General features: G+C 64.9%; 17 protein-coding genes. 10 read left to right on the top strand and 7 right to left on the bottom strand.

Annotated features, from left to right (window positions below):
• Positions 1-90 precede the first annotated feature (90 nt).
• Both AvAM_RS09745 and AvAM_RS09740 read left to right on the top strand, forming a co-directional pair.
• Entirely contained in the window at positions 91-768 is a 678-nt protein-coding gene (locus tag AvAM_RS09745) for an NUDIX domain-containing protein (protein WP_137746862.1), read from the top strand.
• A gap of 163 nt (positions 769-931) precedes the next feature.
• Positions 932-2,173 (top strand): diguanylate cyclase, encoded by a 1,242-nt coding sequence (locus AvAM_RS09740; RefSeq protein WP_137746861.1) that lies wholly within the window; start codon positions 932-934, stop codon positions 2,171-2,173.
• Between the two features lie 15 nt (positions 2,174-2,188).
• On the opposite strand, the gene AvAM_RS09735 is transcribed toward AvAM_RS09740, so the two are convergent.
• The 3 genes from AvAM_RS09735 to metK form a co-directional block, all read right to left on the bottom strand.
• Entirely contained in the window at positions 2,189-2,647 is a 459-nt protein-coding gene (locus AvAM_RS09735; protein ID WP_137746860.1) for a hemerythrin domain-containing protein, read from the bottom strand.
• 38 nt (positions 2,648-2,685) lie between these two features.
• Positions 2,686-2,871 carry a DUF1328 domain-containing protein gene (locus AvAM_RS09730; protein ID WP_137746859.1) on the bottom strand — a complete coding sequence of 62 codons (186 nt, stop codon included), beginning with the start codon at positions 2,869-2,871 and terminating at the stop codon, positions 2,686-2,688.
• Positions 2,872-3,156: 285 nt separating this feature from the next.
• Entirely contained in the window at positions 3,157-4,338 is a 1,182-nt protein-coding gene (gene metK, locus AvAM_RS09725) for a methionine adenosyltransferase (RefSeq protein ID WP_121943734.1), read from the bottom strand.
• A gap of 132 nt (positions 4,339-4,470) precedes the next feature.
• On the opposite strand from metK, the gene AvAM_RS09720 reads away from it, so the two are divergent.
• The gene (locus AvAM_RS09720; RefSeq protein ID WP_137746858.1) at positions 4,471-5,334 is read left to right on the top strand and encodes a lysophospholipid acyltransferase family protein; all 864 of its coding nucleotides are present in this window, start codon (positions 4,471-4,473) and stop codon (positions 5,332-5,334) included.
• Positions 5,331-6,197 carry a lysophospholipid acyltransferase family protein gene (locus tag AvAM_RS09715; RefSeq protein ID WP_137746857.1) on the top strand — a complete coding sequence of 289 codons (867 nt, stop codon included), beginning with the start codon at positions 5,331-5,333 and terminating at the stop codon, positions 6,195-6,197. Before AvAM_RS09720 ends, AvAM_RS09715 begins: the two co-directional genes overlap by 4 nt.
• Positions 6,198-6,299: 102 nt before the next feature.
• Here AvAM_RS09715 and AvAM_RS09710 read toward each other — a convergent pair whose 3' ends face one another.
• Both AvAM_RS09710 and yihA read right to left on the bottom strand, forming a co-directional pair.
• Positions 6,300-7,208 carry an alpha/beta fold hydrolase gene (locus AvAM_RS09710; protein ID WP_137746856.1) on the bottom strand — a complete coding sequence of 303 codons (909 nt, stop codon included), beginning with the start codon at positions 7,206-7,208 and terminating at the stop codon, positions 6,300-6,302.
• A gap of 49 nt (positions 7,209-7,257) precedes the next feature.
• On the bottom strand, positions 7,258-8,016 hold the full coding sequence (yihA, locus tag AvAM_RS09705) for a ribosome biogenesis GTP-binding protein YihA/YsxC (RefSeq protein WP_137746855.1): 759 nt from the start codon (positions 8,014-8,016) through the stop codon (positions 7,258-7,260).
• Between the two features lie 72 nt (positions 8,017-8,088).
• Here yihA and AvAM_RS09700 point away from each other — a divergent pair, with 72 nt between their 5' ends.
• From AvAM_RS09700 to AvAM_RS09675, 5 genes are all read left to right on the top strand, one after another.
• The gene (locus AvAM_RS09700) at positions 8,089-8,718 is read left to right on the top strand and encodes a cytochrome c (RefSeq protein ID WP_137746854.1); all 630 of its coding nucleotides are present in this window, start codon (positions 8,089-8,091) and stop codon (positions 8,716-8,718) included.
• A 147-nt stretch (positions 8,719-8,865) separates the two neighbouring features.
• Positions 8,866-11,019 (top strand): cytochrome c biogenesis protein ResB, encoded by a 2,154-nt coding sequence (locus tag AvAM_RS09695; RefSeq protein ID WP_137746853.1) that lies wholly within the window; start codon positions 8,866-8,868, stop codon positions 11,017-11,019.
• Positions 11,016-12,365, top strand: coding sequence for a c-type cytochrome biogenesis protein CcsB (gene ccsB / locus AvAM_RS09690; RefSeq protein ID WP_137746852.1), 1,350 nt, complete (start codon positions 11,016-11,018; stop codon positions 12,363-12,365). Before AvAM_RS09695 ends, ccsB begins: the two co-directional genes overlap by 4 nt.
• Before the next feature lie 445 nt (positions 12,366-12,810).
• Positions 12,811-13,815, top strand: coding sequence for a protein-methionine-sulfoxide reductase catalytic subunit MsrP (gene msrP / locus AvAM_RS09680; protein WP_137746851.1), 1,005 nt, complete (start codon positions 12,811-12,813; stop codon positions 13,813-13,815).
• Between the two features lie 113 nt (positions 13,816-13,928).
• The gene (locus tag AvAM_RS09675; RefSeq protein ID WP_137746850.1) at positions 13,929-14,582 is read left to right on the top strand and encodes a sulfite oxidase heme-binding subunit YedZ; all 654 of its coding nucleotides are present in this window, start codon (positions 13,929-13,931) and stop codon (positions 14,580-14,582) included.
• A gap of 88 nt (positions 14,583-14,670) precedes the next feature.
• Here the strand turns inward: AvAM_RS09675 and AvAM_RS09670 are convergent, their stop codons facing one another.
• Together AvAM_RS09670 and AvAM_RS09665 are read right to left on the bottom strand one after the other, a co-directional pair.
• On the bottom strand, positions 14,671-15,498 hold the full coding sequence (locus AvAM_RS09670) for an MBL fold metallo-hydrolase (protein ID WP_137746849.1): 828 nt from the start codon (positions 15,496-15,498) through the stop codon (positions 14,671-14,673).
• Between the two features lie 129 nt (positions 15,499-15,627).
• Complete coding sequence (locus AvAM_RS09665; protein WP_137746848.1) at positions 15,628-15,834, bottom strand: lipoprotein; 207 nt, start codon at positions 15,832-15,834, stop codon at positions 15,628-15,630.
• Between the two features lie 12 nt (positions 15,835-15,846).
• On the opposite strand from AvAM_RS09665, the gene cyaY reads away from it, so the two are divergent.
• Positions 15,847-16,182 carry an iron donor protein CyaY gene (gene cyaY / locus AvAM_RS09660; protein ID WP_137746847.1) on the top strand — a complete coding sequence of 112 codons (336 nt, stop codon included), beginning with the start codon at positions 15,847-15,849 and terminating at the stop codon, positions 16,180-16,182.
• The last annotated feature ends 65 nt before the right edge of the window (positions 16,183-16,247 follow it).

Here is a 16,247-nt window from a genome sequence, read left to right as displayed (position 1 = left end):
CGCGGGCTACAGAGGGATTGCAGCGCTTTCCCGATGCGCGGCTTGGTGGTAGCCTTGTTCGTCCAAATTTGCAATGAACTACCGCGCAGCATGACAACCGACAGCATTCCCGCCGTGATCTGCACCGTGGACGTGGTGCTGCTGACCCTGGAGCAATCCACGTTGAAGGTGGCCCTGGTGCGCCGCGAGCGTGAGCCTTTTGCCCAGGCCCTGGCGCTGCCCGGCGGCTACATCCATGCGCAGGGCGATGTGGACGCCCAGGCCAGCGCCGCGCGGGTGCTGCGGGACAAGGCCGGGCTCGAAAGCCCCTACCTAGAACAACTCGCCACTTTCACCGGCGCGGTGCGCGACCCCCGGGGCTGGTCGGTGGCCGTGGCCTATTGCGCCCTGGTGCCCGCCACCGTGCTGGCGCAGGCCGGGGAGCGGGTGGAACTGGTGGCGGTGGATGCACTGCCGCCGCTGCCCTTCGACCACCGCCAGATCATCGACACTGCCGTGTTGCGCGTGCGCAGCAAAAGCCAGTATTCGTCGCTGCCCGTGCACCTGTGCGCCGAGCCCTTCACGCTGCCGCAGCTGCAGGCGGTGTACGAAGCGGTGCTGGGCGAGCCGGTCAACAAGGTGAGTTTTCGCCGCAAGGTGGACGAGCTGGCCATGCTGGAGCCCGTGCCCGGCGCACTGCAGACCGGCGGCGCACACCGCCCCGCGCAGCTGTACCGGGTGCGCCCCGCTTACCGGCGCCAGCTGTCGTTGAGTGCCCGGGGCCTGTAGCCTTGCCCCGGTGGGCGCACAAAACATTGGACCGCCGCGTGCAAATCTGGCACAAACGCAAACTTTGTGTCCCACGAACAATGGTTGCGCGCGGCCGGACTCTTCGGCCCCAGTGCCACCGCCAATGAACCGCCAGCCCGGTGCTGGTCCCTGAGGGAGATCCATGTCTTTGCGGCTCAAATTCAACCTGGTGCTGGCGGGCGTGCTGCTGCTGGCGGTGCTGGGCGCGGGCGCCTATGTGCACCGCTTCCTGCAGCAGTCGGCCATCGAAGAGGTGCAGCACAACTCGCAGATCATGATGCACGCCGCCATGGCCATCCGCGACTACACCACCGAGCTGGTCAAGCCGCACCTGGACGTGACGCTGGCCGAGAAATTCCTGCCGCAGACCGTGCCCGCCTACGCCGCCACCGAGACGCTGCGCCGCCTGCAAAGCCGCTTTCCGGGCTATGAATACAAGGAGGCGGTGCTCAACCCCACCAACCTGCGCGACCGCGCCAACGAGTGGGAGGAGCGTCTTATCAGCGACTTCCGCGAAGGCCGCGCTGACCTCAAGAAGGAAGTGACGGGCGAGGTGGGCGAGGGCATGCACCGCGCCATGTATGTGGCCCGGCCCATCACCATCAAGCAGGCCCAGTGCATGGCCTGCCACAGCACACCGGCCGTGGCGCCGCCCACCATGCTCAAGGTCTATGGCGACAAGAACGGCTTTGGCTGGGGCATGAACGAGACCGTGGGCATCCAGGTGGTGAAGGTACCCATGTACTTCCCGCTGGAGAAGGCGCGCCAGACCTTCAACACCGTGATGGCGGCGCTGGTGGCCAGCTTTGCGCTGCTGTTTGTGGTGCTCAACCTTTCGTTGTCGTCGCTGGTGATCGAGCCCATGGCACGGCTCAATGCCAAGCTGGAAGACCTGGCGACCAAGGACTTCCTCACCGATCTGGTCAACCGCCGACGTTTCTTCGAGCGGCTGGAGGCCGACATGGCCGAGACCCGGGTCAAGAAGAGCCAGTTGTCGGTGGTGATGTTCGACATCGACTTCTTCAAGCGCATCAACGACACCTTCGGGCATGACTCGGGCGATGTGGTGCTGAAGAACACGGCGTTGCGCGTGCGCGAGCTGCTGCGCTCATCCGACTGCGCCGCGCGCTTCGGGGGCGAGGAATTCATCATCCTGCTCAAGGAAACCCCGGTGGACGCCGCCATGGCCATGGCCGAGGCGGTGCGCGCGCGCATTGCGGGCGTGCCGTTCGACGCCGTGGGCCATGTGAGCGCCAGCTTTGGTGTGGCCACCTGGGACCACAAGGAAGACAGCCATGCGCTGATCAAGCGCGCGGACACCGCGCTCTACAAGGCCAAGTCCAGCGGGCGCAACTGCGTGATCCAGGCCGAAGACGCCGCCTGATTCGTGGGTGCGGGCTCAGGCCGTGGCGGCCAGGGCCTCTTCGTAGTCCGCCCGGTAGTCAGCAGCCAGCGCGGTCTTCTGCTTTTCTGTCAGCAGCTTGCCCGCCATCTGGAAGAAGCGGTGTTCCTCTTCCTTGAGGTGGTGCTCCACCTTCTCGGCGAGCTTTTTGGCCAGGGGCAGCCATGCAGGGCTTGAAGGCTCGGTTTCTTCCAACGACTCCACCAGCTCATCGATCTGGTGGTGCTCGGAAATGGCGTGGCGCGACAGATCAATGCCTGCGTCGTGCGCCATCAGCGGGATGTAGAAGTGGCGGTCCTCCGCTTGGGCGTGTGCGGAGAGTTCCTTCTTGAGCTGATCGAACAGATCGCGCCGCTCGGGCGTGTCGCCGCTGGTGTTGGTGAGTGCGCTGTACAGCGAGCGCTGGCGCTCGTGGCTTTCGCGCAGGGCTTCGAAGATGTTGGTGGTATCAGTCATGGTGGGCTGTGCAGTGGTGTTGAGGATGGCGTGTGGCCTTACTTGAGCACCTTGCGAGCGGCGCCCACGCCGATGGCGGCGAGCACCACAAACACCACGGCAATCACCAGGAACAGCACAAACAGCACCTTGGCGATGCCCGCCGCGCCTGCGGCCACACCGGTGAAACCTAGGGCTCCAGCCACGAGAGAAATCAGGGCAAAAATGAGGGCGTACTTCAGCATGGGGCTCGCTCCTTGCGGTGGATGTTGAGGCAGCGCGGGGCTGCGGAGGGTGTGCAGGAACGATACCGGCGGGCGGTGGGGTGCGCCGTCAGTGCAGGCGGGCGGCGGGTGTAGGAGAGAGCCGCTGGCGGGTTGGGGTGAAGCGCCAAAAGAAAAGCCGCAACGCGGGGCGTTGCGGCTTGGGAGGTGGGGCGGCTCTGGGGGTCTTTTGGGTCTCCGTTCACATCGCTTGTGCGATATGAACTTCGCCCGAAGACCGATACCGCGCTATTCGCGCAGCGGGCTTTACAGCCCTGCTGCCGCACGCAGTGCGGCAGCCTTGTCCGTACGTTCCCAGCTGAACTCGGGCTCTTCGCGGCCGAAGTGGCCGTAGGCTGCGGTCTTTTCGTAGATCGGGCGCAGCAGGTCCAGCATCTGGATGATGCCCTTGGGGCGCAGGTCGAAGTGTGCGCGCACCAGCTTGGCGATCTGGTCGTCGGGGATCACGCCTGTGCCTTCGGTGTAAACCGTGATGTTCATCGGCTCGGCCACGCCGATGGCGTAGGCCACCTGGATCTGGCACTGGCGGGCCAGGCCTGCGGCCACGATGTTCTTGGCCACGTAGCGGGCAGCGTAGGCGGCCGAGCGGTCCACCTTCGTTGGGTCCTTGCCGCTGAACGCGCCGCCGCCGTGGGGGCAGGCTCCGCCGTAGGTGTCCACGATGATCTTGCGGCCGGTCAGTCCGCAGTCGCCTTGCGGGCCGCCGATGACAAAACGGCCGGTGGGGTTGATCAGGTAGCGCGTGTCCTGGATCCATTCCTTGGGCAGCACGGGCTTGATGATCTCTTCGATGATGGCTTCGGTGAACGAGGCCTTCATCTTGGTCTGCGTTTCGCTCTGATCGGGGTGGTGCTGGGTGGAGAGCACCACGGTGTCGATGCTGTGGGGCTTGCCGTCCACATAGCGCATGGTCACTTGGCTCTTGGCATCGGGGCGCAGGAAGGGCAGGCGGCCGTCCTTGCGCAGCTGGGCCTGGCGCTCGACGAGGCGGTGCGCGTAGTAGATGGGCGCGGGCATCAGCTCGGGCGTTTCGTCGCAGGCGTAGCCGAACATCAGGCCCTGGTCACCGGCGCCAGTGTTCAGGTGGTCGTCGCTTGCGTGGTCCACGCCCTGGGCGATGTCGTTGCTCTGCTTGTCGTAGGCCACGAGCACGGCGCAGCCCTTGTAGTCAATGCCGTAGTCGGTGTTGTCGTAGCCGATGCGCTTGATGGTGTCGCGCGCCACCTGGATGTAGTCCACGTGGGCGTTGGTGGTGATTTCGCCTGCCAGCACAACGAGGCCGGTGTTGGTCAGCGTTTCAGCGGCGACGCGGCTGCGGGGGTCCTGTTTGAAGATCGCATCGAGAATCGCATCCGAGATCTGGTCGGCCACCTTGTCGGGGTGGCCTTCGGAAACGGATTCCGAGGTAAAGAGAAAGTCGTTCGCCATTTGAATAAACTCCTGTGTTCCGGCATTTGGGGCGTTGCCCTCACCCCGAAGGAGATCTGGCGAACGCTTTAGCAGATTTTTTTAACGTCGCCCTGCAAGTTGCTCATTTAACTCAGCGACCCCATCATTTTAATGCCAGTCGTCTTCCGATTCTTTTCCGTGTTTCCACTGTGGTTGCTGCATGCCCTGGGCGCGGCCATGGGCTGGATGGCGTTTTGCGCGTCGCCCACCTACCGGCGCCGCTTCCTTGCCAATTCGGCACTGGCGGGCTATTCGTTCGGTGCGGTGCGGGCCGCCGTGGCCCATGCAGGCCGCATGGTGGCCGAGCTGCCGCGCCTGTGGCTGGGGGCGCCGCTGCCCTGCCGCATCGAAGGCGAAGCCTGTGTGGAGCAGGCCTATGCTGCCGGTCGTGGCATCGTTCTTCTGACTCCGCACCAGGGGTGTTTTGAGCTGTCGGCGCAGGCGGTGGCACGGCGCTGGAGTGGCGAACGGGGCCCGATCACGGTGCTGTACCGTCCGGCGCGGCAGGCCTGGCTGGCCAAAGTGATGGAGACCGCGCGCAACCGCCCCGGCATGCTGGCTGTGCCCACCACGCTGGCGGGCGTGCGCCAGATGATCAAGGCACTGCGCCGGGGCGAGGCCGTGGGCCTGCTGCCCGATCAGGTGCCACCCGAAGGCCAGGGCCAGTGGGCGCCGTTTTTTGGCCGCGATGCCTACACCATGACCCTTGCCGCGCGCCTGGCGCAGCAGACCGGCGCCGCCGTGGTGCTGGTGCGCTGCGAGCGCCTGTCCTGGGGGCGGGGCTATGTCACGCATTTCGAGCCTCTGCCCGCGCCGCTGTCCGCAGACATGGGCCAGGCCCTGCTGCAGATCAACCAGGCCATGGAACACCTCATCCGCCAATGCCCCGAGCAGTACCTGTGGGGCTACGGCCGCTACAAGCAGCCACGCGGGGACGCCGCGCCCGCCGAGCCTGCTGCAGGAGGTGCCGCGTGACCGGCCGCCTGGGTGTGTGGTTCATGGGCGTGCTGGCGCTGCTGCCCTTGCCCGTGCTGCGCGGCATGGGCTGGGTGCTGGGGCAGGTGGCCTATGTGCTGGTGGTGCGGCGGCGAAAGGTGGCGCTGCGCAATCTGGCGCTGTGTTTCCCTGACTGGACCGAGGCGCGCCGCCGGGCTGTGGCGCGGGCCAACTTTGTGGTGTTCTGCCAGACCTGGCTGGACCGCAGCTGGCTGTGGGCCGCACCGCGCGCGGTGGTCGAGCAGCGCGTGCGCCTGACCGGGGCGGTCCATGAGCTGGAGGGCGATACGCCCACCATCCTGTTCGCGCCCCATTTCTACGGCATGGACGCAGGCGGCCTGGCGCTGCCGCTGAACACCCAGCGCGCCTTCACGTCGATTTTTGCTACCCACCCCGATCCGGCGGTGGATGCCTGGTTCATGGCCGGGCGCCAGCGTTTTGGTGATGTGCGCATGCTCAACCGCGCCGATGGCGTCAAGCCCATCATCTCCAGCCTGCGCAAGGGCGGCCTGCTGTACCTGCTGCCCGACATGGACTATGGCCGCAACGACTCGCTGTTTGTGCCGTTCTATGGCGTGACCGCGGCCACCATTCCGTCGCTGTCGCGTTTTGCGCGGCTGGGGCGTGCCAAGGTGGTGGGCGTGTACTCGCGCATGACACCCACGGGCTATGTGGCCGAGGTCTCGCCCGCGTGGGCCCACTACCCCACGGACGATGCCGAGGCCGACACCGTGCGCATGAACCGCGAGCTGCAGGCCGTGATCGACACCATGCCCGAGCAGTACTACTGGGTGCACAAGCGTTTCAAGACCCGGCCTGAGGGCGAGGATTCGGTGTACTGATCTTGGGTGGTGGGGCTCTGCCTGGGTGGCGTGGGTCCGCTGATGGGCTTCATGATTCTTGGTGAAAATGGTCGCCTCCGCGCTCCCAGTATGCCTTGGTAGCTATGCTTTCTGATGAAAGAAGCGCTGCAACTCCTGGGCCACGCGCTCCGGGTGCTCGTGCACGATCCAGTGCGAGGCGGCTTCCACCTGTCGCAGTTGCAGCCGGGGCACCCAGCCCGGCAGCCCGTCGAGCAGGCCGGGCAGCAGTGCCGGGTCGTCCATGCCCCACAGCACCAGGGTGGGCAAGTCCACTGTCAGCATCGATTCGGGCAAGGTGATGGCCTGCGCGCCGGGGTCACCATCGCGTGGCGGGCGGATGGGGCTGGCGCGGTAGTAGTTGCAGGCGCCCTTCAGGCCCTGTTGCCACAGCGCGCGGTACTGGGCGCGCACGCTGTCGGTGAGCCAGGCCGGTGCACGGCCGTGCGGGTCGTCAAAAAAGCCGAACAGGCGGCGGAAATCGTTGTCTGCCAGTAGTTCCTCGGCGTCTGGGCGGCACAGGAAGTGCATGTACTGGCTGCCCGCCTGCTGCGCCGCGTTGTGCGACAGCTCCCGCACAAAGGCGCCGGGGTGGGGGGAGTTGATGATCGCCAGGCGCTTCATCAGCTGCGGCTGCTGGTTGGCCAGGTTCCAGGCCACGGCGCCGCCCCAGTCATGGGCCACCAGGCATTCCAGTGCGCCGCCAGGGCATTCGTGGGCGATCAGCGCCACCAGGTCCTGCACCAGGTGTTTGGCGCGGTAGGCCTCCACCTCGGTCGGGCTGCTCGATGGGCCAAACCCGCGCAGGTAGGGCGCCACGCAGCGGTAGCCGCCGTTTTCGGGACGGGAGAAGTGCAGCATCAGCTCGTCCCAGATGAAGGCCCCCTCGGGAAACCCGTGCAGGAACAGCAGCACCGGGCGCCCCGCCACGCCACTTACGCGGCAGTGCAGGGTGATGCCATGGGGGAGGGCGACGGGGGGCTGTTGGATCATGGCGCTTTTGCTACTAATTGAATAGCTTCTAGCGCATGATGGTCGCGCGCTAGGGGCTGTTTTTGTCTGAATCCTCAGGGGCAGGGCCTGTTGCAGAAGGCTGCGCGCTGTCGGCCGCCTCGGGTTCTGCCGCAGGGCGTACCGGGTGGGCCCACTGCCACAGCAGCTGGGCCACTTCGTCCACCCCTTGCTTCTTGAGGGCCGAGAACATCTTCACCTCGCCGCCGCCCGCGTGCAGTCGCGTAATCGACAGCACCTTGGCTTGCTCGGCGCGCGTGAGCTTGTCGGCCTTGGTCAGCACGACCAGGAACTTCAGGCCCTCTTCAACGCGGGGGCGTACCACTTCCAGCAGGGCTTCGTCCAGTTCGGTCAGGCCCAGGCGGGGGTCGCACAGCAGCACGATGCCGGTGAGGCTGGTGCGGCTGACGAGGTAGTTCACCATCACCTGCTGCCAGCGCACCTTGTCCGAGCGCGACACTGCGGCATAGCCATAGCCGGGCAGGTCGGCCAGCACGGCGTCCGTCACGCCCTGCTTGCCCAGCGAAAACAGGTTGATGTGCTGCGTGCGGCCAGGTTTTTTGGACGCAAACGCGAGCTGCTTTTGCTGCGTCAGCGTGTTGATGCAGGTGGACTTACCGGCGTTGGAGCGGCCCACAAACGCGATTTCGGGCACATCAATGGGGGGCAGATGGTGCAGCTGCGCGGCCGTGGTCAGGAACCTGGCCGTGTGCATCCAGCCCATGGCGATCTTGGCGTCGGGTGCGGGCGGAAGGGAGCCAGCAACTGGCGCGGTAGGAGAAGTCGTCATGAGAAATTGGGATGCGAGGAAGCCTCATTGTAGAATCGCGCGGTTTTGCGCACATAAACATACACCCTCGATATGAAGTTGCTCGCCTCCCTGCTGACGGCTGCCGCACTGGCAGCACCTGTTTTCTCGGCCTACGCGGCGGGCGACGCCCCCAAGGCGGCCAAGCCGGATCTCGTCAAAGGCGAGGCCAGCTTCACCGCCGTGTGTGCGGCCTGCCACAGCGCCGACGGCAATTCGGCCATCGCGGCCAACCCCAAGCTGTCGCAGCAACACCCTGAATACCTGGTCAAGCAATTGCAGGAATTCAAGTCGGGCAAGCGCAACAACGCCGTGATGAAGGGTTTCGCGTCCGCCCTGTCGGACGACGACATGCGCAACATTTCCTACTGGCTGGCTTCCAAGCCCGCCAAGGCAGGTTTCGCCAAGGACAAGGACCTGGTCGCCCTGGGCGAGCGCATCTACCGTGGCGGCATTGCCGACCGCAACATCGCCGCCTGCGCGGGCTGCCACAGCCCCAATGGCGCAGGCATCCCCGCCCAGTACCCCCGTCTGGCGGGTCAGCACGCCGACTACACCACTGCCCAGCTGAACATGTTCCGCGACGGTTCGCGCGCCAACAGCCTGCAGATGACCCAGGTGGCTGCCAAGCTCAACGACAAGGAAATCAAGGCCGTCTCGGATTACATCGCCGGCCTGCGCTGATTGATCTTCGTCAAACCGTGGCCCCATGACGTCTTTTTGACCGGGTCACGCGGAACCTACCGCCAATAACAACCCCAAAAAGGGCGGGTCCATCTGAACAGATGGTCCCGCCCTTTTTCTTTCGCGCTTCGCAGACCCGTTTTATCCATGTCCGACAACACCCAAGGCCTTCGCATCCAGTCTGGTTCCCAGGCATGGCGTGCCGGGATCGAACTGCTGTCCTCCATGCGGTTCGCCATCTCCCTGCTGACGGTGATCTGCATTGCCTCGGTGATCGGCACGGTGCTCAAGCAGCACGAGCCTGCGGCCAACTACGTCAACCAGTTCGGGCCGTTCTGGGCCGAGCTGTTTGGTGCCATCCAGCTCAATGCGGTGTACAGCGCCTGGTGGTTTCTGCTGATCCTGGCGTTCCTCGTGATCAGCACTTCGCTTTGCATTGCCCGCAACACGCCCAAGATCCTCACCGACCTCAAGGTCTATAAAGAGAACATCCGTGAGCAAAGCCTGAAAGCGTTTCACCACAAGGCCGAGGCTGCGCTCAGCGATTCTGCCGAGGCCGAGGCACGCCGCATTGGCACCCTGCTGGCCGGTGGTGGCTGGAAGGTGCGCCTGCAGCAGCGCGACACCGCCGCAGGCCCCGGCACGGGCTGGATGGTGGCGGCCAAGGCGGGTGCGGCCAACAAGATCGGCTACATCGCGGCGCACAGCGCCATCGTGCTGGTGTGTGTGGGCGGCCTGCTGGACGGCGACCTCATTGTGCGCGCCCAGATGCTGCTGGGCGGCAAGACGCCGTACCAGGGCGGCGGGCTGATTGCCGACGTTAAGCCCGAGCACCGGCTGTCCGAGCGCAACCCCACCTTCCGTGGCAATCTGCTGGTGGCCGAAGGCACGCAGTCGAGCACGGCCATCCTGAACCAGTCCGACGGCGTGCTGCTGCAGGACCTGCCGTTTGCCATTGAACTCAAGAAGTTCATCGTGGAGCATTACTCCACTGGCATGCCCAAGCTGTTTGCCAGCGAGATCGTGATCCACGACAAGGCCACGGGCGAAAAGACCCCTGCGCGCGTCGAGGTGAACCACCCGGCCAGCTACAAAGGCATCGAGATTTACCAGTCGAGTTTTGACGACGGCGGCTCGCACCTCAAGCTGCGCGCTGCGCCCATGGTGGCGGGTGCCAAGCCGTTTGATGTGGAGGGTGTGGTGGGCGGCTCCACCCAGCTCACCAACAAGGGCGGCGGCCCGGGCAGCGATACGCTGACGCTGGAGTTCACGGCCCTGCGCACCATCAACGTCGAGAACTTTGGCGGCGCGGGCCCTGGCGGCAGCGGCGCGGACGTGCGCAAGGTGGACCTGCGCGAATCGGTGGAATCCCGTCTGGGGGCCGCCAACAAGACCGTGACCAAAAAAGAGCTGCGCAACGTGGGCCCCAGCGTGAGCTACAAGCTGCGCGACGCCGCAGGCCAGGCGCGCGAGTTTCACAACTACATGCTGCCGGTGGACACCGGCGATGGCGTGCCGGTGTTCCTGCTCGGCGTGCGTGAGTCGCCCGCCGACCCCTTCCGGTATCTGCGTGTGCCTGCCGACGACAACGGCAGCATGGATGGGTTCCTGCGCATGAAGGCCTTGCTGGCCGACCCCGATGCGCGCGAGCAGGCTGTGCGCCGCTATGTGTCGCAGGCCATGGATTCGTCGCGGCCCGAGCTGGCCGAGCAGCTTCGCCTTTCGGCATCCCGCGCGCTGGCGCTGTTTGCGGGCCAGGGCATGGTCGATGGCAAGCCCACGGGCGGTCTGCAGGCGGTGTCGGATTTCATGGAAACCAATGTGCCCGAGGCCGAGCGTGCGCGGGCGGGCGAGGTGCTGGTGCGCATCCTCAACGGTACGCTGTTCGAGGTGGCCCAGCTCGCGCGCAAGCAGGCGGGCCAGGCGCCGCTGCAGCAGGATGACCGCACCCAGGGCTTCATGACGCAGGCCGTGCTCTCGCTGTCTGACGCGCAGATCTACCCCGCGCCGCTGGCGTTCGAACTCAAGGACTTCACCCAGGTGCAGGCCAGCGTGTTCCAGGTGGCGCGCGCCCCTGGCAAGAATGTTGTCTATCTGGGCTGCGCCTTGCTGATTCTGGGCGTTTTTGCCATGCTCTACGTGCGCGAGCGGCGCGTCTGGGTCTGGGTGGCGCCGCAGGATGGACGCACCCACGCCACCATGGCCCTGTCCACCAACCGCAAGACCATGGATGGCGATCAGGAGTTCGTCCAGCTCGCACACAAACTGATCGGGGCATCGCCCCGCGAAGGCACCGCATGAACACCGCGACTTCTTCCTCGACCGCTACCACGATCACCCTGAACGAGGGCTTCTTTGCCCGCCGCAACTGGCTGGACTGGCTGTTTGCGGTCGTCGTGACCGTGGGGGGGCTCTACGCGCTGCAGCGCTACGGCAGCTTCATGGACGGCTACGAAAAAGGCATCCTGCTCGGTACCATCCCGTGCACGATCTGGCTGTGCTGGTTCTGGCGCCCGCTGCGGGTGCTGCTGCTCATCGTGGCAGCCGTGGCGCTGATGGCGATCGGGCTCTACCAGCAGGACGGGGCGGGCAGCCTGACGCGGGCCGATACCGTGTTCGGCCTCAAATACTTCCTCTCCAGCCAGTCGGCCATCCTGTGGATGAGCATGCTGTTCTTCATGAGCACCATCTTCTACTGGGTGGGCATGTTCTCGCGCGGAGAAGGCAAGACCATGGGCATGCTCGGCTCGCGCATCGCCTGGGTGGCGGTGGCCATGGCGCTCATCGGCACCCTGGTGCGCTGGTACGAGAGCTACCTCATCGGCCCCGACATCGGCCACATTCCCGTGAGCAATTTGTACGAAGTATTCGTGCTGTTTTGCTGGATGACGGCGGCGTTCTACCTGTACTACGAAGAGCAGTACGACACGCGCGCCCTGGGTGGCTTTGTGATGCTGGTGGTGAGCGCGGCCGTGGGCTTTTTGCTCTGGTACACCGTGGTGCGCGAGGCGCACGAAATCCAGCCCCTGGTACCCGCCCTCAAGAGCTGGTGGATGAAGCTGCACGTGCCCGCCAACTTCATCGGCTACGGCACCTTTGCGCTGGCTGCCATGGTGGCGTTTGCGTATCTCATCAAGCAACAGGCCACCGAAACCCGCTGGTACAAACTGGCCCCGCTGTGGCTGCTGGGCGTGGTGCTGTGTTTTGAGCCCATCGTGTTCCGCCAAGGGGCGACCGAAAACGGCGGCAGCTACTGGATGGTGTATTTCGGCATCTCCGCGCTCATCGTCGCGGGCATCCTGCTGGGCCGCAAGCGCATTGCGGCGCGCCTGCCGTCGTTCGAGATCCTGGACGATGTGATGTACAAGTCCATCGCCGTGGGCTTTGCGTTTTTCACCATCGCCACGGTGCTGGGCGCCCTCTGGGCGGCCGAGGCCTGGGGCGGCTACTGGAGCTGGGACCCGAAGGAGACCTGGGCGCTGATCGTCTGGCTCAACTACGCCGCCTGGCTGCACATGCGCCTCATGAAGGGGCTGCGCGGCACAGTGTCCGCCTGGTGGGCGCTGGTGGGCCTGGCGGTGACCACGTTCGCGTTCCTCGGGGTGAACATGTTCCTGAGCGGCCTGCACAGCTATGGCACGTTGTAAGAACGTCAACACGTTCTAAGAGCCTGTTTACGATCTCCCAGGGGTCGCGCAGCGGTCTTTGCGGGATGGGATGCAAGGCGCGGTGCGCGGTGTGAATAGCCCGGCTACCCACAAGCGCCGCAACGCCGCAGACTGCCCGCAAAGACCACTGCCCGAAGGGTTGGAGCGAAATCGGGCGATTGAACGCCCCGGCTGCTTGCATGGGCATGAGCCCATGCGGCGCATCCGAAGCATCCACTCATCCCGATTGCGCGCCAGCGCGATCCCCCGCGAGATCGTAAACAGGCTCTAAGGGTTGAAGGGATGGCGCCCCTGTCGGGCATCGGCGCAGGAGGCTGCAACTATTGCGTCGTCGGTGTAACCTGCGTGGTTCAGGGAACGAACTAACAGTTGTGCAGCTCTACCGCTGCAGCTGTTTCCACCAGACCATGACCGGAGCCTCCCCATGCTGATCCCCTCGCGCGACTCGGGTTTCAACCACCCCCATCCCTCCGAAATCACGCCCCGCGCGGTCTACGAAGACCGCCGCCAGATGCTCAAGCTCATGGCGGGCGGCGCGGCAGGTGCCGCGATGGCGGCCTGGGCGGGCCGCGAAGCGCTGGCGCAGCAGGCCCAGGTGATGCGGCCCAACAAGCTGGCTGCGCTGGCGGGCGCCAAGTCCACCGTGGCCGGTGCGATCACGATGGAAAAGCTCACCGACTACAAAGACGCGAGCACCTACAACAACTTCTACGAGTTCGGCACCGACAAGGCCGACCCCGCGCGCAATGCCCATACGCTCAAGACCACCCCCTGGACAGTGGAAGTGGAAGGCCTGGTCAAGAAACCCGGCAAATACGGCATCGAAGACCTGATCAAGCTCAGCGCGCAAGAAGAGCGTATCTACCGGCTGCGCTGCGTGGAGGGCTGGTCTATGGTGATCCCCTGGGTGGGGTACTCGCTGGCCGAGCTGATCAAGCGCGTGGAGCCGCAGGGCAGCGCCAAGTACGTGGAGTTTGTGACGCTGGCCGACAAGGCCACCATGCCTTACGTGGGCTCGCGGGTGCTCGACTGGCCGTATGTGGAAGGCTTGCGCCTGGACGAAGCCATGAACCCACTGACTCTGCTCGCTTTTGGCATGTACGGCGAAGTGCTGCCCAATCAGAACGGTGCGCCGGTGCGCCTGGTGGTGCCCTGGAAATACGGCTTCAAGAGTGCTAAGAGCATCGTCAAAATCCGCTTCGTCGAAAAGGAGCCGGGCACGGCCTGGAACAAGGCGGCCAAGCAGGAATACGGTTTCTACTCGAACGTGAACCCTGAGGTGGACCACCCGCGCTGGAGCCAGGCCACCGAGAGGCGCATTGGCGAAGACGGCCTGTTTGCCAAGAAGCGCAAGACGTTGATGTTCAACGGTTACGAAGCCCAGGTCGGCCAGCTCTATGCGGGCATGGACCTCAAGAAGTTCTACTGATTCCGGTAGTCATCGACGACCTCCGACGATCACGGCCTGATGCTCCCTGGTTCTTGTGTTGCGCCCGGCCCGCCGCGTGTGGGTTGCAGCGGCAAGGCCAGGCACTGATCCCCATGCGCAAACTCCTGCTCCACCCCGCTGCCAAACCCTTGGTGTTCGTTCTGTGCCTGCTCCCCCTGGTGTGGCTGGTGGTGGCCACCGCCACCAGCCAACTAGGCGCCAACCCGGCCGAGGCCCTGATCCGCGCCACGGGTGACTGGACGCTGCGGGCACTGTGCCTGGTGCTGGCTGTCACGCCGCTGCGGGTGCTCACGGCCACGCCACAGCTGGCGCGGTTTCGGCGCATGCTGGGCCTGTTCGTGTTTTTCTACGGGGTGCTGCACCTGCTGAGCTATGCCTGGTTCGACATGGGCTTTGATGTGGCCGACATCCTGCGCGACATCGCCAAGCGGCCCTTCATCCTGGTGGGATCGCTGGCGTTGCTGCTGCTGGCACTGCTGGCGGGCACCTCGTTCAACCGGGCGATCAAGGCCTTGGGAGGCAAGCGCTGGCAAGCGCTGCACCGTACGGTCTATGCGGTGGCGGGCCTGGCGGTGCTGCATTTTTTCTGGATGCGCGCCGGGAAGAATGACTTTGCCGAGGTCGCGCTGTATGCCTCTATCCTGGCTGCGCTGTTGGGCTGGCGTGCCTGGCACCGCTGGCGCAGGCCGCAGCCCACTGTGACCGCGTCCCAGCGCGGGCGCGGCAATCCGGCGGGTTCGCCATAGCATCACTAGCTGTTTGCTATATGTTTAATAGCAAACTTTGCTTGCCCATCGCGCGGAGAAGGCTCTTTTTCCTTGTGGGGGCAGGTTTTTATCCGTTGACGGCCCGCAGTGCAGGGCGCATCTGCCGGGTCACCGGGTCGATGTAGGCCGTGGGGATCTGGTAGGCCCGGTCGTCGAACAGGTCAATGCCACACATCAGGTTCTCTATCCACTCAAAGAAGTCGTTGATGGCTTCCTTGCCCATGATGGGGGCTCCGTGTTGTGGCACCAGCATGGCAATGTCGAGCTGACGCACCATGCGCACCCACAGGCGCAGGATCTTGTTGGACACCATGTAGCGGCGGTGGAAACCCTCCATGCGCGGGATGTGCGCCTTGAGGTCGGTCACCGGCACCCGGGCTTCGGCGCCCGACATCATCGACACGCCCAGGTCACCTGTGAACAGGATGCGGCTGACCGGGTCGTAGAAGTGGAAGTTGCCTTCGGAATGCATGAAGTGCGCAGGCAGCAGCACCAGCTCATGGCGGCCCAGGGGCAGGTGGCCGCCGCTGTCGGGCACGCCGATCACGCGGTTCTCGGTCTTGCCCACCTTGGTGAAGTGGGGCGCAAAACGTTCCCACACGCGCGAGATCACCAGGTTGGCCTTGGTGCTTGTCATCCAGCGGTCGAGCGAGGCGATGATGTCCGGGTCGGCGTGCGATGCAATCAGGTACGAGAGCTTGTGGGGTGGGAAATGTTTGGTCATCCCCATGAACAGCTCGTTGAAGGCCAGGTTGCCACCCGGGTCGATGATGGCGCCCGTGTCGTCATCAACGATCAAAAACTGATTGGCCTGCACGGCCTGGCCGTCCTCCTCAATGAGGTCGGTGAACATCAGGCAAGCGTGATTCTTGTCGCGGTAGAGTTCCAGGGCCATGGCCATCCTGCGGTGCAATAAAGCGCAGACTGTACGAGTGCCCCTAGGGTTTGTACTTGATAGAAATCAAGTGAATGGGCATTGGCGCCCCTGGGTGAAGAGGCGCTCGCGGCGCTTGCCCCGGTCGGGCTAGCGAGGGGCCGATGCTGCCGGAGTGGGCGCCTGCGTGGCCCCGGCGCTGCTGCCGGGCGTCAGCGTCTCGGGCAGCGTGGCGCGTTGCCCTGCAGCGGGCCCGGTAGGAAGATACAGCGGCCCCCGCTGTCCACAGCCAAACAGGGCCGCCGCGCTGGCAGCAAGGACAAGCGTCCTGACTAGAATTTGGGGAGCTTTCAACATGCGCAAATTGTAATGACCGACCTTGAATACATGGACCACGCCGAACAACTGCTGCTTGCCGTCGAGCGCAGTTGTGATCGCATCAACGACACCACGGATGCCGATGTGGACGCCCAGCGGTCGGGAGGCATGGTGACGTTGACTTTCCCCAACCGCAGCCAGATCGTGATCAACCTGCAAAAGCCTCTGCAGGAGGTCTGGATGGCCGCCCGCTCCGGGGGCTACCACTACCGGTTTGATGGCAGCGTGTGGCAAGACACCAAGGGGGCGGGAGAGTTTTTCGTGTGCCTGAGCCGCGATGCGACCCAGCAATCAGGGCTGCCCCTGCAGTTTGCGGCCGCCCTTTAGGCGCCCCTGCCCGGCCGACCGGCTTCAACCCCCAAAACGGCTGGCGCCGGGTGGCCCCTGCTGCA

This window comes from Acidovorax sp. NB1, assembly GCF_005405905.1.
GTDB lineage: Bacteria > Pseudomonadota > Gammaproteobacteria > Burkholderiales > Burkholderiaceae_C > Acidovorax.
Note: the sequence above shows the minus strand (reverse complement) of the source record. Positions and strands in the feature narration are given on the sequence as shown.